Source organism: Nostocoides sp. HKS02 (genome assembly GCF_009707485.1).
Classification (GTDB): domain Bacteria; phylum Actinomycetota; class Actinomycetes; order Actinomycetales; family Dermatophilaceae; genus Pedococcus.
In genome coordinates, this window is the sequence record NZ_CP046121.1 from 709,078 (window position 1) to 733,499 (window position 24,422).

A 24,422-nucleotide genomic window follows, 5' to 3' on the forward strand; every position below is an offset into this window, starting at 1 on the left:
GGGCGGCGCGGAGCGACCAGGGGCCCGTGGGAGGATGGAAAGGATGCCACTGAAGATGCCCCGTCAGCGTTCCCGCGAACCCCAGATCCCTGGTGTTCGCGGTGTGGTGCGCGTCGACGCCCGGACCAAGAACCTCACCAAGCGGCTGCGGCCCGGCGAGATCGCGGTCATCGACCACCAGGACATCGACAAGGTCAGCGCCGAGGCGCTCCTCGCGTGCAAGCCCGTCGCGGTCATCAACGCCGCCGCCTCGATCTCCGGCCGTTATCCCAACCTCGGTCCCGAGATCCTCATCGAGGCAGGCATCCCGCTCATCGACAACGTGGGCAAGGACGTCATGCACGACCTTCATGAGGGCCAGGAGGTCCGGGTCGACGGCGACGACGTCTGGGTGGGTGACGAGGTCGTCGCCAAGGGCCAGGCGTTCGACCACGACATCGTGGAGGCGGCGATGGCGGAGGCTCGCGCCGGGCTTGCCGTGCAGCTCGAGGCCTTCGCCGCCAACACCATGGAGTACCTCCGCCGCGAGCGCGACCTGCTGCTCGACGGCGTCGGGGTGCCCGACATCACCACCGAGATCGAGGGGCGGCACGCCCTCATCGTCGTGCGGGGCTACCACTACAAGGACGACCTGCGGACTTTGCGCAGCTACATCCGTGAGTACCGCCCCGTGCTCATCGGCGTCGACGGTGGTGCCGACGCGCTCGTCGAGGCGGGTCTGAAACCCGCGTTGATCGTCGGAGACATGGACTCCGTCACCGATGCCACCCTGCGCTGCGGCGCCGAGATCGTCGTCCACGCCTATCGCGACGGCAACGCCCCGGGGCTGGACCGGGTGCGCAAGCTCGGCATCGAGCCGGTCGTCTTTCCCGCGACCGGCACCAGTGAGGACGTCGCCATGCTCCTCGCCGACGACAAGGGCGCTTCCCTGATCGTCGCGGTCGGCACCCACGCCACCCTGGTCGAGTTCCTCGACAAGGGCCGCAGCGGCATGGCCAGCACGTTCCTCACCCGGCTGCGCGTCGGTGGCAAGCTCGTCGACGCCAAGGGTGTCAGCCGCCTCTACCGCTCGCGCATCTCCAACCTGTCCCTGTCGCTGATGCTCTTCGTGGGCCTCGGCGCGTTGTTCGCCGCCCTGTGGTCCACCACCGGGGGGCGCGCGCTCCTCCAGGTGGTCGGCGCCCGCTGGGACGACCTCTGGTCCTTCGTCGTAGGAATCGTCACGTGATCGACTTCCGCTACCACCTCGTCTCCATCGTCTCGATCTTCCTGGCCCTCGCCGTGGGGATCGTGCTCGGTGCCGGCCCGCTCAAGGAGGACATCGGCAACACCCTGACCTCCGAGGTCAAGAACCTCCGCGACGACAAGACCGCGCTGCGCGCCCAGCTCGACCTCGCCGACAGGGGCAACCAGGCGCGCGACGAGTTCACCATCGCGAGCAACCGCACCCTACTGTCCGGCCGGCTCACCGACACCACGGTCAGCGTTGTCGTGCTTCCTGGCGCCGACGCCGGGCTGGTCAAGTCCACCACCGACACCCTGGTCGCCGCTGGCGCCAGGATCGGCTCGACGATCACGGTCCTCGACGCGTGGGCCGACCCCGACAAGGCGACCTTCCGCTCAACGCTGGGTCAGCAGCTGGCCAGCCTCGTGCAGGCCCCGAACGACCCGACCACTGGGGAGATCGTCAACGCGGTCCTCGCCCGCGCCGTGGTGACCAAGGCCGGGGGACCGGCCACGGGCGCGGCCGCGGCTCTGGAGGGCCTGCGCACCGGGGAGCTGATCCGCTACACCCCCGACCACATCAGCCCCGCGAGCATCGCCGTGGTGATCGGTGCGCCCGTGACCGGGTCGGACGCCACCATCCGCGACGCCCGCGCCAAGGCCCTGGCCGATGTCGCAGCGGCGATGGACAACGCCGGTTCCGGTGCCCTGCTCGCAGGCTCGACCCTGCCCGTGCAGGCCAAGGACGAGACGTCGGTCGTGGCCACCGCACGAGCCGACGCTGACATCTCCAAGGGCTTGTCGACGGTCGACGACGCCGAGATCCCGATGGGTCAGGCCAGCATCGTCTTCGCCATCCTCGAGCAGCAGGCCGGCCGAGTCGGGCAGTACGGGCTCGCGAGCGACGCGAGTGCCTCGTTCCCCCAGCTGGCCACGAAGTAGCGATGCGCGCTGTGGGGTCGGGGCCGAGGTCTGCGGTGGCGTCTGCGGTGGCGTCTGCGGTGATGTCCGGCGTCGTCGCGGCGGCCCTCGCGGCCGGCTCCCTGCGCCTGCTGCGCGCCCACCCGCCGGGCGGCTCGGCGCGCTGGGACCGCACCAACCACGCCGGCCGCACGGTGACCCTCCTCGAGGGCCCCGCGTACGCCGTCGGCGCCGTGGGTGCCGCGGCGCTGCTCGGGGCGGGGGCCGGGCCTGTCGTGGCGGCATCCGCGGCCGCGGGACTCGGCGCGCTCGACGACCTGGCCGGTGACGGCGACAGCAAGGGCCTCGCCGGTCACCTCGGGGCGCTCGCCCACGGCGAGGTGACCACTGGTGCGGTCAAGATCATCGGGCTGGGGGTCGCCGGCCTCGTCGCGGCGGCGCTCGTCGACCGCCGGGCCGCGAAGGCCGGCGACGCACGCGGCATCCGGCCGCTCGACACGCTCGTGGGTGGAGCCGTGGTCGCGGGCACCGCCAACCTGGTCAACCTGCTCGACCTGCGTCCCGGGCGTGCCCTCAAGGTGACGACCGTCCTCGGCGTACTCACCGCGACCTCGCGCCGCGGCGAGGCCACGGCGGCTGGTGTGGCGGCTGGTGTGGCGGCTGGTGCGGCGGCTGGTGCGGCGTTGGGCGTGCTCGGCCCCGACCTGGCGGGCGAGGCGATGCTCGGAGACACCGGGGCCAACAGCGCCGGGGCTCTGCTCGGCGCAGCCCTGGTGCAGCGCACCGGCCGGCGTGGGCGGCTGGTCGCCCTGGCCGCGCTGGTCGCCCTGACGCTGGCCTCGGAGAAGGTCTCGTTCACGAGGGTGATCGAGTCCACGCCGGTCCTGCGCGAGCTGGACGCCCTGGGCCGCCCGCGATGACCACTCGCGCGCTGGGCTCGTCGGTGGCGCGGGCGGCCGGCGTGATCGCGGTGGCCACGCTGCTCGCCCGGATGGCCGGGTTCGCCCGCACGCTGGTGTTCTCCGGCAGCGTGGGCACCTCCGGGGTCGGCGACACGTACCAGTCGGTCAACATGCTGCCCAACATCGTCTACGAGGTCGCGGCGGGTGGTGTGCTCGCTGCCGTCGCGGTGCCGCTGGTCGCCGGGCAGCTCGCTCTCGGCCGCGACCGCGAAGCCGACCAGGCGGCCTCGGCGCTGCTCACCTGGGCGGTCGTGGTGCTGGCCCCCCTCTCGGTGCTGCTCGCCCTGACGGCTCCCTGGGTGAGCCGGGCGCTGCTGGGCTCGGTGGCCACCTCGAGCGAGGTCGAGCTCGGCTCACGGATGCTCGTGCTGTTCGCGCCGCAGGTGCTCCTCTACGGCCTGGGCATCGTGCTGGGCGGCGTGCTCCAGGCGCGCCGCCGGTTCCTGGCCGCAGCCCTCGCGCCGCTCCTGTCCAGCCTCGTGGTGATCGTCGCCTACCTGCTCTATGCCGTGGTCGCGGGCAACGAGAACCTCCCCGCCACCGTGTCGGCTCCGGCCGTCTGGACGCTCGCCGGGGGCACGACCCTCGGGGTGGTCGTGCTCAGCCTGCCGCTGCTCGTGCCGGTGGTGCGGGCTGGGGTCCAGCTGCGCCCGACCCTGCAGTTCCCCCGGGGCTGGCCGAGCGCGCGCGCTCGCTGGCGGGTGCGGGGGTGCTCGCGCTCGTGGCCCAGCAGGCGGCCGTGTTCACGACCCTGTGGGTGGCGCACCACCGCACCGACGTCGTCGGGACCGTCAACGTCTACACCTACGTCCAGGCGCTGTACCTCCTGCCGTATGCCGTCCTCGCCGTCCCGATCGCGACCTCGGCCTTCCCGGCGCTGGCGCACTCGACCGCCCTCGATGCCGCTGACGGTGTCGACACCACCGCCGTGGACCCCACCGCCGTGGGCACCGCTGCTCGCGACACCCTCGCCCGCGCGGTCCAGGGCATCGTGCTGCTCACCGGCGGGGCGGCCGCGGTGCTCATGGCTGTCTCGAGCCCCGTGGGCGTCTTCTTCCAGGCCCTCGACCGCGGCGCCCACCGCGGGGGCGGACTCGCACTCGCGGCCCTCCCGGGGGCGCTCACGGCATACGCGCCCGGCGTCGTCGGGTTCGGGGTCGCCGCGCTGCTCACCCGGGCGCTGTACGTCCGCGGACGGCCCCTGTATGCCGCGCTGGCGGTTGCAGCGGGGTGGGCCGTGGCCGCGGTGCTGCCGTTGCTCCTCGTGCCAGCAGGGTCCGGCGCGACGACGACGCTCGGCGTCCTCGGGGTCGCGTCGACCCTGGGCATGACGGTGTCGGCGGTCCTGCTCGTCGCGCTCGTGCGCGGCACCTGGGGCCACCAGGCCCTCGCCGGCAGCGCCCGCACCCTGGGCAGTGCCGTGGTCGGAGTGGCCGTCGGCCTGGCGGTGGGTGACGTGGTCGCCCGCGCGATGGCCCCCGACTCGCTGTGGAGCGCGGTCGGCAGCGGCGCCGTCGTGGCACTCGCCACCGCGGTCGCCTACCTGTCCGTGATGATGGTCGGCGACCGTGCCGCCATGCAGGCCGTGCGCGCCCGAGGCCGCGCCCGCCGCCGAGGCGGTGCCGCGTGAGGGTGGTGCTCGTCGTCGGGCGCAGCACCGGTGGCATCGGCCTGCAGGCCGCCGATCTGGCCATCGAGCTGCGGGACCTCGGCGACGACGTCGTGGTGGTGACCGACCCGCTGACCGCGACCCGCTTCGCGATCCCCGATGCGCGGCTGTGGTGGCCGAGCCCCCGCGACGGCGTGGGCAGCTCCCTGGGCCACCTGTGGCGGCTGCACCGCCTGGTCCGCGGCGCAGACGTCGTCCACGCGCACGGCCACCAGGCTGGCGCGGTCGCGCTCCTCGCGGCGCTGGCGACCTCGACCCCCGTGGTGGTCAGCCAGCACAACGCTGTGCTCGCGCGCGGTCGCGCCCGGGGACGGGCCGCCCACCTGCTCCAACGGCTCGTCGCGACCCGCGCGGCCCTGGTCACCGGGGCCAGCAGCGACCTCGTGGACGAGGCGCGAGCCCACGGCGCGCGCACCACCCGGCTCGCCCCGGTCCCCTCACCCCGGGTACCCGCGCTGCTCACCCGGCATACGCCCACGGCGCCCGAACGCGCCGCGCTCGCGCACCGACTCGTGACGGACGCCGGGCTCGCGGTCACCGGGCCGCTCGTGCTCACCATCTCACGCATCGCCCCGCAGAAGAGCCTCGAGGTGCTCGTCGCCGCAGCGGGCCAGCTCGGGACACCGGCCACCTGGGTCGTCGTGGGCGACGGTGACCCCGCCCTGCTGGCGGGGCTCGAGCGCACGGCGCGCGAGACAGGCGCGCCGGTGCACTTCGTCGGCGCGGTGTCCGACCCCTCCGAGTGGCTCGCCGCAGCCGAGGTCTTCGTGCTGCCCAGCCAGTGGGAGGCCCGCGCCCTGGTCGTCCAGGAGGCGATGGCGACGGCAACGCCGGTCGTCGCGAGCCGGTCCGGTGGCCTGCCGGACCTGGTGGGCGACGCCGGCCTCCTGGTGCCCGTCGGTGACGCCCACGCCGTTGCCGAGGCCGTCGAGCAGGTCCTGACCGACTCCGAGCTGCGAGGCAGACTCGCCCACGAAGGGCGCGAACGCGCCAGATCGTGGGACGACGGCAAGGCCACGGCGCGTCGCTGGCACGAGTGGTACTCGACCCTGCTCCGGATGACGTAGGCTTGAATCCCGTGGTGGAGCAGACGAAACACATCTTTGTAACCGGGGGCGTCGCCTCTTCGCTCGGCAAGGGCCTGACGGCCTCCAGCCTCGGACATCTGCTTCGTGCGCGTGGTCTGCGGGTGACCATGCAGAAGCTCGATCCCTATCTCAACGTGGATCCGGGCACGATGAACCCGTTCCAGCACGGCGAGGTCTTCGTGACCGAGGACGGAGCTGAGACCGATCTCGACATCGGCCACTACGAGCGGTTCCTCGACAGCAACCTCGGCGGCCTGGCCAACGTCACGACCGGGCAGATCTACAGCCAGGTCATCGCCAAGGAGCGCCGCGGCGAGTACCTCGGCGACACCGTCCAGGTGATCCCGCACATCACCAACGAGATCAAGGAACGGATGCGCGCCCAGGCGGCGGGCAGCCCCGGGGTGCCCGCGGCGCAGGCCCCGGACGTCATCATCACCGAGATCGGCGGCACCGTCGGCGACATCGAGTCGCTGCCGTTCCTCGAGGCGGCCCGCCAGGTCCGCCACGACGTCGGCCGCGACAACGTCTTCTTCCTGCACGTCTCACTGGTGCCGTACCTCGCACCCAGCGGCGAGCTGAAGACCAAGCCCACCCAGCACTCGGTCGCGGCCCTGCGCCAGGTCGGCATCCAGCCCGACGGCCTCGTGCTGCGCGCCGACCGTGAGATCCCCGTGGGGATCAAGCGCAAGATCTCGCTCATGTGCGACGTCGACACCGAGGCCTGTGCCGCGGCGGTCGATGCGCCGAGCATCTACGACATCCCGAAGGTGCTCCACAAGGAGGGCCTCGACGCCTACGTCATCCGCCGGCTCGGCCTGAACTTCCGGGACGTCGACTGGCACGACTGGGACGAGCTGCTGCGCCGGGTGCACAGCCCCGAGCACACCGTCGAGATCGCCCTGGTGGGCAAGTACGTCGACCTCCCGGACGCCTACCTCTCGGTGACCGAGGCGTTGCGGGCCGGCGGTTTCCACCACGACGCGAAGGTGGCGATCCGCTGGGTCGCCAGCGACCAGTGCCAGACCGAAGCCGGTGCCCAGAAGGCGCTCGGCGGGGTCGACGCGGTGCTCGTACCCGGCGGTTTCGGCGTGCGCGGCATCGAGGGCAAGCTCGGCGCCCTGAGGTGGGCCCGCGAGCGGCGGGTACCCACCCTGGGCATCTGCCTCGGCCTGCAGTGCATGGTCATCGAGTACGCACGCAACGTCGCAGGGATCGCGGGCGCGAGCTCCACCGAGTTCGACCCGCAGACTCCCGCGCCGGTCATCGCGACCATGGAAGAGCAGAAGGCCTTCGTCGAGGGTGCCGGTGACCTCGGTGGCACGATGCGCCTCGGGTCGTATCCCGCCGAGCTGATCACGGACTCCGTCGTCGCCGGGGCCTACGGGGCCGTGTCCGTCGACGAGCGTCACCGCCACCGCTACGAGGTCAACAACGGCTACCGTGCCGAGCTCGAGGAGGCGGGCCTGGTCTTCTCCGGGCTGTCGCCGGACAAGAACCTCGTCGAGTTCGTCGAGCTCCCGCGCGAGGTCCACCCCTACTACGTCTCGACCCAGGCGCACCCCGAGTTCAAGTCGCGTCCGCACCGGGCCCACCCGCTGTTCGCCGGGCTGGTCGAGGCCGCGATCGACGGCCAGCGCGCAGCGCGGCTGGTCGAGGTCGAGCGCCCGCGCGCGACCGCCGACGCCACCGCCTGACCATGACGCCTGACAGTGACGCCTGACGTGTCACCGGAAGTGGCGCCCGAGCCGCTCGCCGACCGTCTCGAGGCCAGGCCCGTCGTGACCACCGAGGTGGCGCTGCGCGGGCTGGTCTGGGACGTCGTGCGCGACCGCGTCGACCTCGGCGCGGCAGGCGAGGTCACCCGCGAGTACGTCCGCCACCCGGGCGCGGTGGCCATCGCCGCCCTCGACGACCAGGACCGCCTCTGCCTGGTCCAGCAGTACCGCCACCCGGTCCGGGCCTTCGAGTGGGAGATCCCGGCCGGTCTGCTCGACGTCGACGGCGAGCAGCCCTGGCTCGCTGCGGCCCGTGAGCTGCACGAGGAAGCCGACCTGGTCGCCGCGACGTGGCACGTGCTGGCCGACTACGTGAGCTCGCCTGGCGGCCTCGACGAGGCCCTGCGGGTCTACCTCGCTCGCGACCTCGCCGCCGTGCCCGACGCCGACCGCCACGAGCGCGACGGCGAGGAGCTCGGTATGCCGGTGCGCTGGGTGCCCCTGGAAGAGGCCCGCGACGCGATCCTCGCCGGACGGGTGCACAACTCGACCCTCACCATCGCCGCCCTGGCCGCACTGGCCGCCCGCGACCTCGGCTGGGCCACCCTGCGCCCGGCCGACGCCCCGTGGCCCAGCCACCCGGCATACCGCGAGGCCCGCCCCGCCTGACGACGGTGAACCTGACTGCATTGGGCACCGCGGGCGGCTGGTCCTAGGCTCGGGGCATGTACCTCGAGAACCTGGTCTTCGACGCCGTGGACCCCCAGCGGCTGGGCCGGTTCTGGCAGGCAGCGCTCGGCACCACCATGCTGACGGACGGCCCCGACGGGTTCGAGACGCGCCTCCACACCCCGGACGGCCCCAACCTCGACCTGTGCTTCCAGCCGGTCGCCGAGCCCTCGACCCGTGCGCCCCGCGTGCAGCTGGACCTGCGGGGTGGGGCGACGCCCGATGCGGTCGTCGAGCACCTCGTCGGCCTCGGGGCCACGCGCCAAGGCCCTGCAGCCGATGGCGCGCGGGCAGTGGTGCTGGCCGACCCCGAGGGCTACCCGTTCCGCGTCGTGGGGGAGCACGGGGCGCATCCGGACACCGGACCGCTGGCGGCGGTGACGATCCGCGGGTCGGACCCGGTGCGCGAGGCCGCCTTCTGGGCCGACCTGTCCGGGTGGGCTGCTGCCGAGGCCGGCGATGCCGGCCCGAGCTCGCTTCGCCACCCCTCCGGCCACGGGCCGGTGCTGCAGTTCCAGACCGAGGACGAGCCCAAGCAGGGCAAGAACCGGCTGCACCTCGACCTGCGGCTCGAGTCGGGCGACGAGCAGGGCGAGGTGCTCGAGCACGCCCTGGCCATGGGTGCGACGCGGCTCGTGCACGACTGGGGCGACCTGCCCTGGATCCCCCTGACCGATCCCGCCGGCAACGAGCTGTGCCTGCTGCCCGAGCACGCCTCGTGAGCGCGCTCGGCGCCACGAGCGCAGCCCCGTGTCCCTGCGGCAGTGGGCAGGGGTATGCCGGCTGCTGCGAGCCGCTGCACCTGGGCGCCCGCGAGGCGCAGACCGCCGAGGAGCTCATGCGGTCGCGGTACGCGGCATACGTGCGGCGCCACGAGGCGTACCTGCTGCGCACCTGGCACCCGCGCACCAGGCCCGCGCGGGTCGGCCTCGAGGAGTCGCCCGACTGGACCGGCCTGACCGTGCTCGCGACCGCAGACGGCCGGTACGACGATCGCACGGGTGAGGTGGAGTTTCGCGCTGCGCACGACGGGGGAGTCCTCCACGAGCGCAGCCGGTTCATGCGGCGGGCCGGGCACTGGGTCTACGTCGACGGCGACATGATCGACTGACCCGGTCGACTGACCCGGTCGACTGACCCGCACTGCCGGCGCTGCCCGGAAACCGATTCGTATGCCGCGTGGCCCGGTCCGTAGGATGGCCGGGTTCACCACCCGACTGAATCGAAGGATCTCTCGTGCTCCGCACCCATGAGGCCGGCACCCTGCGCGCCGACCACGCCGGTCAGACCGTCACGCTCACGGGCTGGGTCGCTCGTCGGCGCGATCACGGCGGAGTGGCCTTCCTGGACGTGCGCGATGCCAGCGGGATCGTCCAGGTCGTGGCTCGGGACGAGGTCCTCACCGGTGCGGCCCACGACCTGCGCAACGAGTACTGCATCCGGGCGACCGGCGAGGTCGTCGCCCGCACCGAGAACAACGTCAACCCCGACCTGCCCACCGGTGAGGTCGAGGTCGTCGCGAGCTCGATCGAGGTGCTCAACGCCTCCGCGCCGCTGCCGTTCCAGATCGACGAGCGCGTCACCGTCGGTGAGGAGGCGCGCCTCAAGCACCGCTACCTCGACCTGCGCCGCCCCGGTGCCTCCTCGGCGGGGTCGGCCATCCGCCTGCGCTCGCGGGTCAACGCCGCGGCCCGCTCCGTGCTCGGCGCCCGCGACTTCATCGAGATCGAGACGCCGACGCTGACCCGGTCCACCCCGGAGGGCGCCCGCGACTTCCTCGTGCCCGCGCGCCTCGCGCCCGGCTCCTGGTACGCGCTGCCGCAGAGCCCCCAGCTGTTCAAGCAGCTGCTCATGGTCGCCGGCATGGAGCGCTACTACCAGATCGCGCGCTGCTACCGCGACGAGGACTTCCGCGCCGACCGCCAGCCCGAGTTCACCCAGCTCGACATCGAGATGTCCTTCGTCGAACAGGCCGACGTGCTCGAGCTCGGTGAGGAGATCGTCAAGGAGGTCTGGAAGCTCATCGGGGTCGAGCTGCAGACGCCGTTCCTGCAGATGACCTATGCCGACGCGATGGCGCGGTTCGGCTCCGACAAGCCCGACCTGCGGTTCGGCAACGAGCTGGTCGAGTGCACCGACTACTTCACCGACACCCCGTTCCGGGTCTTCCAGTCCGAGTACGTCGGCGCGGTCGTCATGCCCGGCGGTGCCTCCCAGCCGCGCAAGCAGCTCGACGCGTGGCAGGACTGGGCCAAGAGCCGTGGCGCCAAGGGCCTGGCCTACGTACTCGTCCAGGACGACGGCACCCTCGGTGGCCCGGTCGCCAAGAACCTCAGCGACGCCGAGCGCGCGGGCCTGGCCGCCCACGTCGGCGCCCAGCCCGGCGACTGCGTCTTCTTCGCGGCCGGTCCCACCAAGTCCTCGCGGGCCCTGCTCGGCGCGGCCCGCCTCGAGATCGGCCGTCGCTGCGAGCTCATCGACGAGGACGCCTGGTCGTTCCTGTGGGTGCTCGACGCCCCCTTGTTCGAGCCGGCGTCCGAGGCCGTCGCCGCGGGCGACGTGGCGGTGGGGGCCGGTGCCTGGACCGCAGTGCACCACGCCTTCACCTCGCCGAAGGCCGAGTTCCTCGACACCTTCGACACCGACCCCGGCTCGGCGCTGGCGTACGCCTACGACCTGGTGTGCAACGGCAACGAGATCGGTGGCGGGTCGATCCGTATCCACCGCCGCGACGTGCAGGAGCGCGTGTTCAAGGTCATGGGGCTCTCCGAGGACGAGGCGCAGGAGAAGTTCGGCTTCCTCCTCGACGCCTTCGCCTTCGGCGCACCGCCGCACGGTGGCATCGCCTTCGGCTGGGACCGCATCGTGTCCCTGCTCGCCGGCACGGACTCCATCCGCGACGTCATCGCCTTCCCGAAGTCCGGTGGCGGCTACGACCCGCTGACCGCGGCGCCGGCGCCGATCACCGCCGAGCAACGCAAGGAGGCGGGCGTCGACGCCAAGCCCGCGGACGGCATACCGGCTCCGGTCGGTGCTGCCCACGAGGGCTGAGGCCGCTCGCCGGTTGGTGGGCAGGATCCTCGGCGTCAGGACCCTGAGGATGCTGCCCAGCAGCGATCACGCCCGGTATGCCGCGTGGCTCGCTCAGGAGGCGCGCCTGCCTGGCGCCTCCGGTGGCATCCGTCCGGCTACGGGGGCGCCGTCGACGGTCACCTCGGCACGCTCCGACCAGAAGGCCACGAGGTCACGCACCGGCAGGGCGTCGTGGAGCGGGTCGGGGTAGAACCAGGCGATGTCGGTGCCGCCCTCGAGGTCGGCGCTGAGGTAGCTGGCCACGCCCTTGTAGGCGCAGACCGTGTGGGTCTGCGATGGCGCGAGCAGGTCCATCCGCACGTCCTCGCGCGGCAGGTACCACCGCACCGGCAGTGAGGTCTCGAACAGCGCGTGAGCCCGGCGCGACTCGGCCAGCACCGTGTCGCCGAGCCGGACCACCACGTGCCGGTTGCTGCGCAGGACGTCGATCCGCTTGAACGGGTCGTGGGCGTGGCCCATGACCGGCTCGTCCTCCTCGGTCCAGTCGAACCGGGCAAAGTCGAGGATGATCCGCCCACCGAGCGCCGGGTCGTCGGGCCGGAACCCCACCTCGACCCCGGCTGACGCGCCCGACGTGGGCGTCAGCGCAGTTCCGGGGCAGGTGTGCACCGCGAAGTTCTGCGGCCCCATCACGGGCGGCAGGTCGGCTGGCGTCGGCGTGGCCGGCAGCGCTTCGAGCCGCACCCGCAGGTCCTGGGCGGGCACCGCGTACTGGGGCACCACCCGGCGCGGTTCCCAGACGAGCAGGGCGTCGGTCGTGTCGAGGGCTGGCTCGCCGTCGAGGGTCGCCCGAAGGCGTTTCGCGGTGCTGGCGTACCGGAGCTCGGCGAGGCTGGATCGCCACTGGGCAGACAGGTCAAGGCTCACCCTGCCAGCGTGCGCCCGAGCCAGGGGGCTGTGCAACGGCTTTGGCCCACCGACCTCAGCGCTGGACGAACTCGAGGATCGCGGCGTTGAACTCCTCGGTGTGGCTGGCGAAGACGCCGTGCGGGCCGCTCGCCAGCACTCGCAGCTCGCTGCCTGGGACCGCCTCGTGGGTGCGGCTACCGGACACCTCGATGGGGACGATGGCGTCACTGTCGCCGTGGACCACCAGGGTCGGCACGGTGACCGTGGCCAGGTCGCCGGTGAAGTCGCTGACCCAGGACCGGATGCACTCGGCCAACGCGTGCAGGTCTGCCTGCGCGGCGAGGGCGAGGGCCTGCTGACGCTGCTCCTCGGTGACCTTGAGCTGCCCGCCCGCGGAGAAGAAGTTCGTGAGGAACCCGTCCAGGAAGCCCTCCCGGTCGGCCCGCAGCTGGTCCTGCATCGTGGCGACGGTGTCGAGGTCGAGGCCGCCGTCCGGGTGGTCGTCGTCCTTGAGCAGGCACGGCGGGATGGCGGAGGCGAAGACGGCGCTGTGGACCCGATCCGCACCGTGCGTCCCGAGGTACCGGGCCACCTCGCCGCCGCCCATCGAGAACCCGACCAGCGTCACGTCAGTGAGGTCGAGCTCGCGCATCACGGCGTCGAGGTCGGACGTAAGGGTGTCGTAGTCGTACCCGCTGGCCTCACCGGGCTGGTCCGACTGCCCGAAGCCACGGCGGTCGTAGGCGACGACCCGGTAGCCTGCGCCGACCAGGACAGGCGTCAGGTCGGACCACGCCGCGCTGCTGAGCGGCCAGCCGTGGATGAGGACCACCGGACGGCCGTCACCACCGCTGTCCTCGACGTGGATGCTGACGCTGCCGTTGCCTACGGTGGGCATGGTGGGTCCTCTCGTCGTCGACTGCCGATGCTGCCGAATCTAGGCAGGGGAGGGGCCCGGCGCCAGCCGTCGGCTCGCCCAGCGGTGGTCACCGCGGTAGCCCAGCCCGCGGTAGACCCGCCGGGCCACGTCGTTGTCGGAGTACATGCCGAGGGTGCACACGCCGGCCTGCGCGACAGCCGCGCGGGTGAGGTATGCCGTGACGGCCAGCCCCAGCCCGGTGCCGCGGTGGGCGGGGTCCACGGTGATGCCCGACAGGATCGGGTAGCCGGCCAGGCTGGGCTCGCGCACGCCACAGGCCACCAGCCGGCCGGAGTCGGTGCGGACTCCCACCCACACCTGGCCCGGGTACGCGAACGGTCGGGCATCGGTGCGGGGGTTGGCCGACCCGAGGAGGTCCTGGAGGTCGCCGAGGTCGTCCGGACCGAGGGCCACCAGCCGGGACTCGGCGGCGACGAGCGGCGGCGGTGACACGGCATACATCCACTCCCAGTCGTTGCCGTCGGCAAGGGGCAGGTGCGCGGCAACGGCCGCAAGCGCGTCGTGGGCCACGGTCACGGCGCCGACACCCGGCGGCAGCAGCGCCTCACGCACGAGGTGCGCGGAGAGGGCGTCGACGTCGGCCGGTGGCCCGAGCACGAGCAGGCCGAGCCGCCGGGTGTGCGTGCGCCGGGTGACCACGACCGCCCGGCCCAGCGCCCACCCGGGGTGCTCGAGAGCCGTCGGCAGGTCGTACCTGATGAAGGCGTCGCCGCCGCTGGCGTCGAGGACCTCGGCATGGGACCGCAGCTGGCGCAGCGTCACTCGGTGATCCCGAACCGGGAGTGCCAGCGCCGTAGGCGGGCCGGCGCCCACCAGTTCCAGTCGCCCAGGAGGGTCATGGTGGCCGGGACGAGCAGCATGCGCACGAGCGTGGCGTCGATGGCCACGGCCGTCGCCAGGCCCACGCCGGTCTCCTTGATGACGAGCAGCTTGCCCGCCACGAACCCGGAGAAGACGATCACGACAAGCAGCGCGGCCGAGGTGATGATGCGACCTGAGCGCTGCAGGCCGAGCACGACGGCCTCGTCGTTGCCGTACCCGCGCTCGTGGAGCTCGACGACCCGCGAGAGGAGGAACACCTCGTAGTCCATGGAGAGCCCGAACCCGAACGCCAGGACGAGCAGCGGGATCGTCGACTCCACCGCGCCGACGGGGGCGAACCCCAGCAGGCCCTGGAGGTGTCCATGCTGGAAGACCCAGACGATGACCCCGAGCGAGGCGCCGAGGGAGACGACGTTGAGCAGCAGCGCCTTCACCGGGATGACGACCGAGCCGGTCATGAGGAAGAGCAGGACCAGGGTGGCGAGGGCGACCAGGGCGAACGCGTACGGCGCTCTACGCCACATCGAGTCGGTGAAGTCCTGCAGGCTCGAGGCCTGCCCGACGACGTAGGAGGGGAAGGGTGGCCGGTGCTCCTTGAGCTGGGGGACCAGGGCGCGGGCGGGGTCGTCGAGGCCACCGCCCGGGGTGTCGATCCGCACCACGCTCAGGCCGGTGCCGACCGAGGCCACCTCGGTGACCCGGGTCCCCCTGCGGCAGGTGCAGCCGCGCGGCATACGCCTGGGTCTGCGCCAGCGGCGCCTGCGCGACGACGGTGACGTCGGCGCCGCCGAGCCCGGGGTAGTCGGCGGTGAGCCCGTCGAAGAACTGCCGGGTCGACGAGCTGGTCGGCAGCAGACCCGCTCCCGAGGACGTGAGGCGCAGGTCGAACGCGGGCAGCGCCAGCCCCACGAGGGCGGCCAGGACGAGCACGATGATCGGGACGGGGCGGCGGTGCACCCACTGCGCGAGCCGCGAGAAGACCCCCTCCTCGGGGGCCACCTCGGTGCCGCCCCGGCGTAGCAGCCGCCGCGCTCCGACCACGCACAGCGCGGGGATGAGGGTCAGCGCGACGAGCATGGCGATGAGGACGACCGACAGCCCGGCCGCGCCGATGGCCTTCATGAGCTGGGACTCGAAGACGAGGAGACCACCGAGCGAGATGCCGACGGTGAGCCCCGAGAACACCACGGTGCGGCCCGCGGAGTCCACGGTGCGTGCCGCCGCGGCCTGGATCATCTCGCGTGTGATCTGGCCGGCAGGCAGCCCGCGCGCTCGCAGCCGCAGCTCCTCGCGGAACCGGCTGACTGTGAGCAGGCCGTAGTCGATGCACAACCCGAGGCCGAGCACGGTGACGACGTTGACCGCGGTGGCGTCGAGGTCGATGACGTACGAGAAGGCCAGCAGTGAGGCGAGCGCTCCGGCGATCGAGGCGACGGCTCCGGCGATCGGCATGCCCGCGGCGACGAACCCGCCGAACACGACCACCATGACGAGGAAGCTCACAGGCAGGGCGATGCCCTCGCCGGTCCGCAGGTCGACCTGCAGCTGGCCGGTGATGGCGTCGATGAGCTCCTGGAGGCCCGAGCTCGTGACCCGGGCGCCCGCCACCGAACGCAGCGGCGCGAAGGCCGCGACGACGGCGCCCGCGATGCGCTGGTGGGTCGCCCGGTCCGGGTCGCCGGCGAGGGTCACGACGGTGGCGAACCCGCGCGAGCCGGGGGAACCGTCCTTGAGCAGGGCGGCGGCCGCGGGGGAGGTGAGCCCGCCGGGCACGGCATACGGCATGGCGACCGAGTCGACGCCGGGGATGGCGCGGACCCGCTGGTATGCCGCGAGCGCGGCGTGGCGGGTGGCCGGCGCCGCGAGGTCCACCCCGTCGACGCGCACGGTGTAGGTCGACAGCTGGGAACCGCCCGCCGCGGTGAGCAGGTCGCGCCCGGCGCTGTTCTCTCCGGAGACGGTGGGCTCGCCCGTGTGCAGCCGGCCGAACAGCGAGTCGCCGCCGAAGGCGCCTGCGGCGAGGCCGAACCCGGCCGCCACGAGCAGGACCCAGGCGATGACCACCGTCTTGGGCCTGCGGGCGATCGCGGTGCCGACGCGCGAGAGCCCCGATCGTGACCGGTCCGGGTGGCTGGCGGCGGCGGGGGCGTCGGTCACGGGAGATAGCCTGCCACCCGTGGGTACCAGTACCGGGGATGACCTGTTCGCCGCCGCGACGTCGGCGCGTGCGGACGAGGATGGCGTGCCCTCCGGCGCGTCGCTGCCCCCGCTCGCGGTGCGCATGCGACCCCGGTCGCTGGACGAGGTCCGCGGTCAGTCCGACGTGCTGCGCCCGGGCAGCCCGCTGCGCCGCCTGATCGAGGGCTCCGGGGGATCGGCCGGCTCGCTGTCGGCGATCATCTGGGGGCCTCCGGGCACCGGCAAGACGACGTTGGCGCACCTCGTGGCCACCGCGGCTGACCGCACCTTCGTCCAGCTGAGCGCGGTGACGGCCGGCGTCAAGGACGTGCGCACGGTCATGGACCAGGCCGCGCGCGAGCGCGACATGTACGACCGGCAGACGGTGCTGTTCCTCGACGAGATCCACCGGTTCACCAAGGCCCAGCAGGACGCCCTGCTCCCGGGCGTCGAGACCCGCCAGGTGATCCTCGTGGCTGCGACGACCGAGAACCCCTCGTTCTCGGTCATCGCCCCGCTGCTGTCGCGCTCGATGCTCATCACGCTTGCACCGCTCAGCGACGACGAGGTGGCCGACGTGCTGGCCTCGGCGATCGCGGACGACCGGGGGCTGGCCGGTGAGTACGCCCTCGCCGACGACGCGGCGGCCCATCTCGTGCGCATCGCCGGGGGAGACGCGCGGCGAGCCCTCACCGCCCTCGAGGCCGCGGCCGGCGTTGCGCAGGACGACGTCGCCCCGGGCGCGGAGCTCGACGGCCCGGTCGAGATCACCCTCGCGCACACCGAGCAGGCCGTGGCGTTCGCGGCCGTGCGCTACGACCGCACCGGCGACCAGCACTACGACGTGGCGTCGGCCCTCATCAAGTCGATGCGGGGGTCCGACGTCGATGCCTCCCTGCACTACCTCGCCCGGATGCTCGAAGCCGGCGAGGACCCGCGGTTCATCGCCCGGCGCATCGTCATCGCGGCCAGCGAGGACGTCGGCATGGCAGATCCCACCGCGTTGCAGACAGCGGTCGCCGCGATGCACGCCGTCGCACAGATCGGCATGCCCGAGGCGCGGATCATCCTCGCCCAGGCGGTCGTCCACAACGCGCTCGCACCCAAGAGCAACGCGGCATACACCGGCATCAACGAGGCGATCGCCGACATCCGCGCCGGCCGCGGCGGCGCGGTGCCGCCGCACCTGCGGGGCAGCGGTTATGCCGGGGCGTCCCGGCTGGGGCACGGCGACGGGTACGTCTACGCGCACGCCGAGCCCGAGGGGGTCGCCCAGCAGGCCTATCTGCCCGATGACCTGCAGGGGCACACCGACTACTACCGCCCCACCGACCGCGGGTTCGAGGAGCGGCTCGGCCCGCGCTGGGCGTGGCTGAAGTCCCGCATCCGCGGCCACACCGACGTGCAGTGAGCGTGGAGCCGTCGGGGTAGGGTGGCCGCCATGGATGTGAGTCTCGGCGACGTCGCGGGCCTGATCGCGGCCCTGGCCTTTGCGTTCCTCGTCTTCCGGCTGGGCAGCGTGATCGGCAAGGCGGGCAAGATCCTCGACGAGACAAGGCTGAGCCTGCGCAGCACCACCGAGAACGTCCAGCCGACGCTGCTCAAGCTCACCGACACCGTGAGCCTGACCAACGAGCAGCTGGCCCGGGTCGACGGCATCACGACCAACGTCTCGGCGATGACCACCAACGTCAACGCGCTGACCTCGCTGTTCGCTGCCACCCTCGGCAGCCCGGTCGTCAAGGTCGCCGCGTTCACCTACGGCGTCCGGACCGCCCTGAGCGGCCCGGCCAAGGGCGGCCGTCGCCGCCGCAGGGGCTGATCACCGATGTCACGTCTGTTCTGGACCGCCCTCGGCGCTGCCGCCGGCGTGTATGCCGTGCGCAAGGTGGGCAAGGCCGCGCAGGCATACACCCCGGCCGGGGTGGCGCACGGCCTGGCCGACTTCGGCGACGGGCTGCGCGAGCTGGCCGCCGCGGTCCGCGAGGGCATGGCCGAGCGCGAGGACGAGCTGCGCCTGGCCCTCGGGATCGACACCGACACCACCACCACGGACGAGGCCGAGACCACGGGTCGGCGTCTCGACCCGGCCTCGGCCCGCGCGCTTCTCGACGACCCCACGGGCCCGAGAGCCGACCGCGCCCCCAGGGCTCGCTAGGGGCGCGTGGCGCACCCGCCGCCGCCCCGGCATACGCCGTGTAGTTTTCTGCCTGCTTTTCTGCCTGCACCGAAGGACTGACCACACCCCATGGAAACCGCCGAGATCAGGCGCCGCTTTCTCTCGTTCTACGAGAGCAAGGGCCACACGGTCGTCCCGTCCGCTCCGCTGGTCTACGACGACCCGAACCTGCTGTTCGTCAACGCCGGCATGGTGCCCTTCAAGCCCTACTTCCTCGGGCAGCAGGCGCCCCAGTGGGACCGCGCGACGTCGGTGCAGAAGTGCGTCCGCACCGGTGACATCGAGGAGGTCGGCAAGACCTCGCGGCACGGCACGTTCTTCCAGATGAACGGCAACTTCTCGTTCGGCGACTACTTCAAGGAAGGCGCCATCACCTTCGCCTGGGAGCTCGTCACGACGCCCCAGGACCAGGGCGGCTTCGGCCTCGACGCCGACAAGATCTGGCCGACCGTCTACGAGGACGACGACGAGGCGTTCGACCTGTGGAAGAACACCATCGGCATCCCCGTCGAGCGGATCGTCCGCCGTGGAAAGCTCGACAACTACTGGCACATGGGCGTTCCCGGTCCTGGTGGTCCCTGCAGCGAGATCTACCTCGACCGCGGCCCCGAGTACGGCCGCGAGGGTGGCCCGGCCGTCGACGAGGACCGCTACCTCGAGTTCTGGAACCTCGTGTTCATGCAGTACGACCTGTCCGCCGTGCGGGCCAAGGACGACTTCGACATCGCCGGCGACCTGCCGAACAAGAACATCGACACCGGCATGGGCCTGGAGCGCATGGCCACGCTGCTCCAGGGCGTCGACAACCTCTACGAGATCGACGAGGTCTACCCCGTCCTCGACCGCGCTGCCGAGCTCACTGGCAAGAAGTACGGCGCGCACTCCGGTCACGCAGCGAGTGACTCCCACCCCGACGACGTGCGGTTGCGCGTCGTGGCCGACCACGTGCGGTCCTCGCTCATGCTCATCGGTGACGGCGTCACGCCCGGCAACGAGGGTCGCGGCTACGTCCTGCGCAGGATGCTGCGCCGCGCCGTCCGGTCGATGCGCCTGCTCGGCTTCGACGAGCCCAGCCTGCCGCTGCTGCTGCCGGTCTCGGTGGAGCGGATGAAGAACTCCTACCCCGAGCTCGAGAGCGGCTTCGACCGCATCTCCCAGATCGCGTATGCCGAGGAGGAGGCCTTCCGGCGGACCCTGGCTGCGGGCACGACCATCCTCGACACCGCGGTCAGCCGCACCAAGCAGGGCGGCGGCAGCACGCTGCCCGGCGACCAGGCGTTCCAGCTGCACGACACCTACGGCTTCCCGATCGACCTCACCCTGGAGATGGCTGCCGAGCAGGGGCTGCAGGTGGACCGCGACGGCTTCACCCGGCTCATGCAGGAGCAGCGCGAGCGCGCCAAGGCCGACGCCAAGGCCAAGAAGGGCGGCCACGCCAACACCGAGGTCTGGCGCGACCTGCGGGCGCTCGGCGCGACCGACTGGCGGGCCTACCAGGAGCTGACCTCCGAGGCGAAGGTCCTCGGCCTGGTCGTGGACGGCGAGCGGGTCGAGGAGCTCGAGCCCGGCCAGCGGGGGCAGGTCGTGCTCGACCGCACCCCCTTCTACGCCGAGTCCGGTGGCCAGATCGCCGACGCGGGCATCATCACCGCCGACGGCGCCCACCTCAAGGTCGTCGACGTCCAGCGGCCGGTCAAGGGCCTGGTCGCCCACACCGTCGAGGTGCTCACCGGTCCGGTGCGCGCCGGGCAGGCCGTCTCGGCCGAGGTCGACCCGGAGTGGCGGATCTCGGCCTGCCAGGCGCACTCGGGCACGCACGTGGTCCACGCAGCCCTGCGCCAGGTGCTGGGCCCGTCGGCCCTGCAGTCGGGGTCGTACAACAAGCCCGGCTACCTGCGGCTCGACTTCGCGTGGGGGCAGGCGCTCTCGCCCGAGACCCGCAGCGAGATCGAGGAGGTCGCCAACCTCGCCGTGCGGCGCGACCTGCCCGTCTCGGCGCAGTACATGACGCTGCCCGAGGCGCGCGAGTTCGGTGCGCTGGCGCTGTTCGGCGAGACCTATGACGAGCAGGTCCGCGTCATCGAGATCGGTGGCCCGTGGTCCCGCGAGCTCTGTGGTGGCACCCACGTCGGCCACTCCTCGCAGATCGGCGCGCTGTCGGTCACCGGCGAGTCGTCGGTCGGCTCCGGCGTGCGCCGTCTGGAGGCGTTCGTGGGCATGGACGCCCTGCGCTACCTCGCCAAGGAGCGGGCCCTGGTCGCCGAGCTGTCCGACATCGTCAAGGTCCAGCCCGGTGAGCTCAAGGACCGCGTCGCCGCGCTCGTTGCCCGCGTCCGCGACGCCGAGCGTGAGATCGAGCGGATCCGCCGCGAGCAGGTCCAGGCCGCGACGGCCTCGCTCGTCGCCTACGCCCGCGACGTCAACGGCATCCGCCTGCTCACCCACGACGCGGGGGCCGGCGCGAGCGCCGACGACCTGCGGACCATGGCCCTCGACCTGCGCAACCGCCTCGGTGACAGCGCCCCCGCGGTCATCGCCCTCACCGGCGTGGCGAACGACCGCCCCGGCGTCGTCGTGGCGACGAACGCCCGGGCGCGCGAGCGCGGCATCAAGGCCGGCGCCCTCGTGCGCGTCGCGGCCCAGACCCTCGGCGGCGGCGGCGGCGGCAAGGACGACCTCGCCCAGGGCGGTGGCACCGATGTCGCCCGCACCGGCGATGCGCTCGGCCAGGTCGACCACGCGGTCCGTGCAGCCACCCAGGCCGCTGGGTGACCCCGAACTCTGACCCGTCGATGCCCACGCGCCCCGGACGGCGCGTGGGCATCGACGTCGGCAGCGTGCGGGTGGGCGTCGCCTCGAGCGACCCCTCGGGACTGCTCGCCACCCCCGTGCGCACACTGGCCCGTGACCTGACGCACGACGTCGCCCCCGACGTCGCCCCCGCCACCACACCCGACGCCACGCCCGACGCCACACCGGACGCGCCGGCGCCCACCGACCTCGAGGAGATCGCCGCGCTCGTCGTGGAGCTCGACTGCCTCGAGGTGGTCGTGGGACTGCCACGCAGCCTCAGCGGTGCCGAAGGTCCTGCTGCTCAGGCAGCGCGCACGTATGCTGGGCGGCTGGCGGCACGCGTCGCCCCGGTCCCCGTGCGTCTGGTCGACGAGCGGCTCACGACCGTCGACGCGCACCGCTCCCTCCGCGAGAGCGGGGTCGACAGCCGCAAGCACCGCGCGGTGGTCGACCAGGCCGCAGCAGTCCTCATCCTGCAGGCCGCCCTCGACACGGAGCGCAGCTCCGGGCGCCCGCCCGGCGAGCTGGTCACGACAGGTGGGCGCAAGCCCAGGACAAAGGACAGGCACCGATGACCGAGCCCCATCTGGAGCACTCGATCTTCGGGGGGCACGAGACGGGGGAGCCGGGTCACCCGGGTCAGAGTCGTTCGTCACGACGCGCGAGCCGCAAGCCGAAACGCCGCGGCCGGCGCCTGGGCTGCCTGGTGGTGGCCATCGTCCTGGTCGCTGCGGCGGCGTTCGCGGCATACACCGTCCTGCGTCCGGTGGTCGACGGGTTCCTGGCGAGCAACGACTACCCGGGCCCGGGCAGCGGTTCGGTGCAGGTCACGGTGAACGACGGCGACAGTGGTCGGGCGATCGGCGCCACGCTCCAGAAGGCCGGCGTCGTCAAGACGGCCAAGGCGTTCCTCGACGCCGCGGCGACCGACCCCCGGTCCGCCGCGATCCAGCCGGGCACCTACACGCTCAAGAAGCAGATGTCGGCCAAGGAGGCGCTCGCGATCCTCGTCGACGGCAAGAACCGCACGGTCCCGCGGGTGACCATCCGTGAGGGCTTGTGGACGAGCGAGGTGTTCGCCGCGCTGTCGAAGGGCACCGGGGTACCGCTCGCGCAGTACCAGGCCGCGGCCAAGGACACCGCCGCTCTGGGCCTGCCACCCGAGGCCAAGGGCAACGTCGAGGGCTACCTCTTCCCGTCGACCTACGAGTTCCCCGCGAAGGCGACCGCGACCGAGCAGCTCGCGACCATGGTGGCCAAGGCCGTGGCCGAGCTCCAGAGTGCCGGTGTCTCCGAGGCGGACTACGAGAAGACCCTCATCGTCGCCTCGATCGTCGAGGGCGAGGCGGGGGTGGCCGACCGGGGCAAGGTCGCGCGGGTCATCGACAACCGGCTCGAGCACCCCACCGGCCCGACGGTCGGGTTGCTGCAGATGGACTCCACCGTCAACTTCGCCCTACAGAAGCGCGGCAACCTCACCAAGGCGCAGTACGACTCGGCGAAGTCGAACCCCTACGACACGTACACCCACAAGGGTCTGCCGCCGGGTCCGATCAGCAGCCCGGGAGCCAAGGCGATCGAGGCCGCCGCCGCGCCGACCCCGGGTCCGTGGTTCTACTTCGTCACGGTCAACTACGACACCGGCGAGACGCTCTTCGCGACGACCCGGGCCGAGCACGACCGCAACAACGCCCAGCGCCAGGCGTGGTGCGACGCCAACAAGCCGAAGTGCGAGGGCAGTGGCTGAGCCGCGGCGAGCCGCCGTCCTCGGGCGACCGGTGACCCACTCGCTCTCGCCGACGCTGCACGCCGCGGCCTACCGCGCCACGGGGCTGACCCAGTGGTCGTATGCCGCGCACGACGTGGGCGCCGACGAGCTCGCGTCGTGGGTCGCCCCCCTGGACGAGAGCTGGCGCGGGCTGAGCCTGACGATGCCCCTCAAGGAGGCGGCCTTCGACGTCGCGAGCACGGTGACGCAGACGGCCCGGGTCACCGGCGCCATCAACACCCTCGTGCGGCGCGGCGACCTCGGCTGGGACGCCCACAACACCGACGTGCGGGGCATCGAGTGCGCGCTCGCCGACGTGGCCCACGACGGCTCTGCGGTCGTCCTGGGCGGGGGCGCCACGGCACGCTCGGCGATCCTTGCCCTCGCGGCGCTCGGCGTCGAACGGGTGGTGCTCGCCGTGCGCGGCGAGGCCCGACCCGAGACGCTGCGGCTCGCGGTGCACGCGGGCGTCGCGATCGAGGTCGTGCCGCTGGCCTCGTGGACGGCCCGCCCCAGCGGTGTCGTCGTCAGTACCTTGCCCCCGCAGGGCGGTCTCGTCGCGGCTGCCGCGGTCGGGACGCGCCGCCGCGCGGGCACCCTCATGGACGTCGTCTACGCCGACTGGCCCACCCCGCTGGCCACTGCCGCCTCGCGGGCCGGCCTGAGCGTCAGGTCGGGCCTCGACATGCTCGTCTACCAGGCGGCCGAGCAGTTCCGCCTCTTCACCGGCACGCCGCCGCCGGTGCAGGCGATGTATGCCGCCGGCCGCCAGGCGCTGGCCCGATGACGGCCGGACTGCTGGTCGCGCTGTTCGGCGTGGCCGGCGCCGTGCTCGGCGGGTTGACGGGCCGTGCGCTGGCCACCGGCGGGTACCGGATCGAGTCCGACGACGCCGGCGCGCTGCCACGGCACTGGTGGTGGCCCGGCCTGGTGCTGGCGCTGCTGTGGGGCTTCCTCGCCTGGCGCATCGGCGACTTCGCCGGGTGGGCGGCGCTGCCGGCATACCTCCTCTTCGGGTGGCTGGCGGTCGCCCTGGTGTGGATCGACGCCGACGTGCACCGGCTCCCCGACGGGCTGGTGCTGCCGGCCTACCCGGCGCTCGGCGCCCTCGTGGCCCTCGCCGCCGCCGGGCTGGGCGACTGGGGCTCGCTGCTGCGTGCCGTGGCCTGCATGGCGGGCCTGTTCGCGCTCTACTTCGTCATGGCCTGGATCTCGCCGAGCTCGCTGGGGTTCGGCGACGTCAAGCTCGCGGGGCTGATCGGCCTGGTCCTGGGCTGGGTCGGGGTGCCCCAGGCGCTGCTCGGGGTGCTCGCGGGATTCGTCGTCGGCGGGGTCGTGGCGCTGGTCATGCTCGTGGGCCGGCGGGTGGGGCTGCGCTCGCACATCGCGTTCGGCCCGGCCATGCTCGCGGGCGCGTTCGTCGCCCTCGGGGTGGAGTTCCACCTGGTGGCCTGACGGCGGCTGGCCCTGGCCTGCATGGGAGGATCGG

23 protein-coding genes and 1 pseudogene are annotated in these 24,422 nt (G+C 72.7%); 19 read left to right on the top strand and 5 right to left on the bottom strand.

Translation table 11 applies throughout. The features are described 5' to 3' along the window. Positions 1-43 precede the first annotated feature (43 nt). From steA to aspS, 11 genes and pseudogenes are all read left to right on the top strand, one after another. The gene (gene steA / locus GKE56_RS03300; RefSeq protein ID WP_154683339.1) at positions 44-1,228 is read left to right on the top strand and encodes a putative cytokinetic ring protein SteA; all 1,185 of its coding nucleotides are present in this window, start codon (positions 44-46) and stop codon (positions 1,226-1,228) included. Continuing rightward, entirely contained in the window at positions 1,225-2,166 is a 942-nt protein-coding gene (locus GKE56_RS03305) for a copper transporter (RefSeq protein WP_195908219.1), read from the top strand. The genes steA and GKE56_RS03305 overlap by 4 nt, the downstream gene beginning before the upstream one ends. A gap of 35 nt (positions 2,167-2,201) precedes the next feature. Then, a complete protein-coding gene (locus GKE56_RS03310) occupies positions 2,202-3,065 on the top strand; it encodes a hypothetical protein (protein WP_230209155.1) in 864 nt (287 codons plus the stop codon). Between the two features lie 152 nt (positions 3,066-3,217). Then, a pseudogene (locus GKE56_RS18090) lies at positions 3,218-3,712 on the top strand (lipid II flippase MurJ); the annotation flags it as partial. 89 nt (positions 3,713-3,801) lie between these two features. Continuing rightward, the gene (locus GKE56_RS17795; protein ID WP_255424988.1) at positions 3,802-4,737 is read left to right on the top strand and encodes a lipid II flippase MurJ; all 936 of its coding nucleotides are present in this window, start codon (positions 3,802-3,804) and stop codon (positions 4,735-4,737) included. Next, positions 4,734-5,843 (top strand): glycosyltransferase family 4 protein, encoded by a 1,110-nt coding sequence (locus GKE56_RS03325; protein WP_154683343.1) that lies wholly within the window; start codon positions 4,734-4,736, stop codon positions 5,841-5,843. The genes GKE56_RS17795 and GKE56_RS03325 overlap by 4 nt, the downstream gene beginning before the upstream one ends. Positions 5,844-5,854: 11 nt before the next feature. Beyond that, entirely contained in the window at positions 5,855-7,561 is a 1,707-nt protein-coding gene (locus GKE56_RS03330) for a CTP synthase (RefSeq protein ID WP_154683344.1), read from the top strand. A 27-nt stretch (positions 7,562-7,588) separates the two neighbouring features. Then, on the top strand, positions 7,589-8,251 hold the full coding sequence (locus GKE56_RS03335) for an NUDIX hydrolase (protein ID WP_154683345.1): 663 nt from the start codon (positions 7,589-7,591) through the stop codon (positions 8,249-8,251). A 56-nt stretch (positions 8,252-8,307) separates the two neighbouring features. Beyond that, positions 8,308-9,033, top strand: a complete 726-nt coding sequence (locus GKE56_RS03340; protein WP_154683346.1) for a VOC family protein — start codon at positions 8,308-8,310, stop codon at positions 9,031-9,033. Further along, a complete protein-coding gene (locus GKE56_RS03345) occupies positions 9,030-9,422 on the top strand; it encodes a YchJ family protein (RefSeq protein WP_154683347.1) in 393 nt (130 codons plus the stop codon). Before GKE56_RS03340 ends, GKE56_RS03345 begins: the two co-directional genes overlap by 4 nt. A gap of 125 nt (positions 9,423-9,547) precedes the next feature. Continuing rightward, positions 9,548-11,362 carry an aspartate--tRNA ligase gene (gene aspS, locus GKE56_RS03350; RefSeq protein WP_154683348.1) on the top strand — a complete coding sequence of 605 codons (1,815 nt, stop codon included), beginning with the start codon at positions 9,548-9,550 and terminating at the stop codon, positions 11,360-11,362. Between the two features lie 93 nt (positions 11,363-11,455). Here aspS and GKE56_RS03355 read toward each other — a convergent pair whose 3' ends face one another. The 5 genes from GKE56_RS03355 to GKE56_RS03370 are packed head-to-tail and all read right to left on the bottom strand — an operon-like array spanning position 11,456 to position 16,172. Then, a complete protein-coding gene (locus GKE56_RS03355; RefSeq protein ID WP_154683349.1) occupies positions 11,456-12,271 on the bottom strand; it encodes a DUF427 domain-containing protein in 816 nt (271 codons plus the stop codon). 55 nt (positions 12,272-12,326) lie between these two features. Further along, complete coding sequence (locus tag GKE56_RS03360) at positions 12,327-13,151, bottom strand: alpha/beta fold hydrolase (RefSeq protein WP_154683350.1); 825 nt, start codon at positions 13,149-13,151, stop codon at positions 12,327-12,329. 39 nt (positions 13,152-13,190) lie between these two features. Beyond that, complete coding sequence (locus GKE56_RS03365; protein ID WP_154683351.1) at positions 13,191-13,955, bottom strand: GNAT family N-acetyltransferase; 765 nt, start codon at positions 13,953-13,955, stop codon at positions 13,191-13,193. After that, positions 13,952-14,539, bottom strand: coding sequence for an MMPL family transporter (locus GKE56_RS17175; RefSeq protein ID WP_230209156.1), 588 nt, complete (start codon positions 14,537-14,539; stop codon positions 13,952-13,954). The genes GKE56_RS03365 and GKE56_RS17175 overlap by 4 nt, the downstream gene beginning before the upstream one ends. Continuing rightward, the gene (locus GKE56_RS03370; protein WP_230209157.1) at positions 14,529-16,172 is read right to left on the bottom strand and encodes an MMPL family transporter; all 1,644 of its coding nucleotides are present in this window, start codon (positions 16,170-16,172) and stop codon (positions 14,529-14,531) included. Before GKE56_RS03370 ends, GKE56_RS17175 begins: the two co-directional genes overlap by 11 nt. Before the next feature lie 19 nt (positions 16,173-16,191). On the opposite strand from GKE56_RS03370, the gene GKE56_RS03375 reads away from it, so the two are divergent. From GKE56_RS03375 to GKE56_RS03410, 8 genes are all read left to right on the top strand, one after another. Further along, positions 16,192-17,604: a replication-associated recombination protein A gene (locus tag GKE56_RS03375; protein ID WP_230209158.1), complete on the top strand. Its 1,413-nt coding sequence runs from the start codon at positions 16,192-16,194 to the stop codon at positions 17,602-17,604. A 36-nt stretch (positions 17,605-17,640) separates the two neighbouring features. Then, positions 17,641-18,015: a DUF948 domain-containing protein gene (locus GKE56_RS03380; protein ID WP_154685590.1), complete on the top strand. Its 375-nt coding sequence runs from the start codon at positions 17,641-17,643 to the stop codon at positions 18,013-18,015. A 6-nt stretch (positions 18,016-18,021) separates the two neighbouring features. After that, the gene (locus GKE56_RS03385; RefSeq protein ID WP_154683352.1) at positions 18,022-18,351 is read left to right on the top strand and encodes a DUF6167 family protein; all 330 of its coding nucleotides are present in this window, start codon (positions 18,022-18,024) and stop codon (positions 18,349-18,351) included. Positions 18,352-18,441: 90 nt separating this feature from the next. Next, on the top strand, positions 18,442-21,144 hold the full coding sequence (gene alaS, locus GKE56_RS03390) for an alanine--tRNA ligase (protein ID WP_154683353.1): 2,703 nt from the start codon (positions 18,442-18,444) through the stop codon (positions 21,142-21,144). Positions 21,145-21,164: 20 nt separating this feature from the next. Beyond that, positions 21,165-21,740 carry a Holliday junction resolvase RuvX gene (gene ruvX, locus GKE56_RS03395; RefSeq protein WP_154683354.1) on the top strand — a complete coding sequence of 192 codons (576 nt, stop codon included), beginning with the start codon at positions 21,165-21,167 and terminating at the stop codon, positions 21,738-21,740. Beyond that, positions 21,737-22,912 carry an endolytic transglycosylase MltG gene (gene mltG / locus GKE56_RS03400; RefSeq protein WP_154683355.1) on the top strand — a complete coding sequence of 392 codons (1,176 nt, stop codon included), beginning with the start codon at positions 21,737-21,739 and terminating at the stop codon, positions 22,910-22,912. Before ruvX ends, mltG begins: the two co-directional genes overlap by 4 nt. Next, positions 22,905-23,720 (top strand): shikimate dehydrogenase, encoded by an 816-nt coding sequence (locus GKE56_RS03405; RefSeq protein WP_154683356.1) that lies wholly within the window; start codon positions 22,905-22,907, stop codon positions 23,718-23,720. Before mltG ends, GKE56_RS03405 begins: the two co-directional genes overlap by 8 nt. Then, on the top strand, positions 23,717-24,388 hold the full coding sequence (locus tag GKE56_RS03410) for an A24 family peptidase (protein WP_154683357.1): 672 nt from the start codon (positions 23,717-23,719) through the stop codon (positions 24,386-24,388). Before GKE56_RS03405 ends, GKE56_RS03410 begins: the two co-directional genes overlap by 4 nt. Positions 24,389-24,422: the final 34 nt, after the last annotated feature.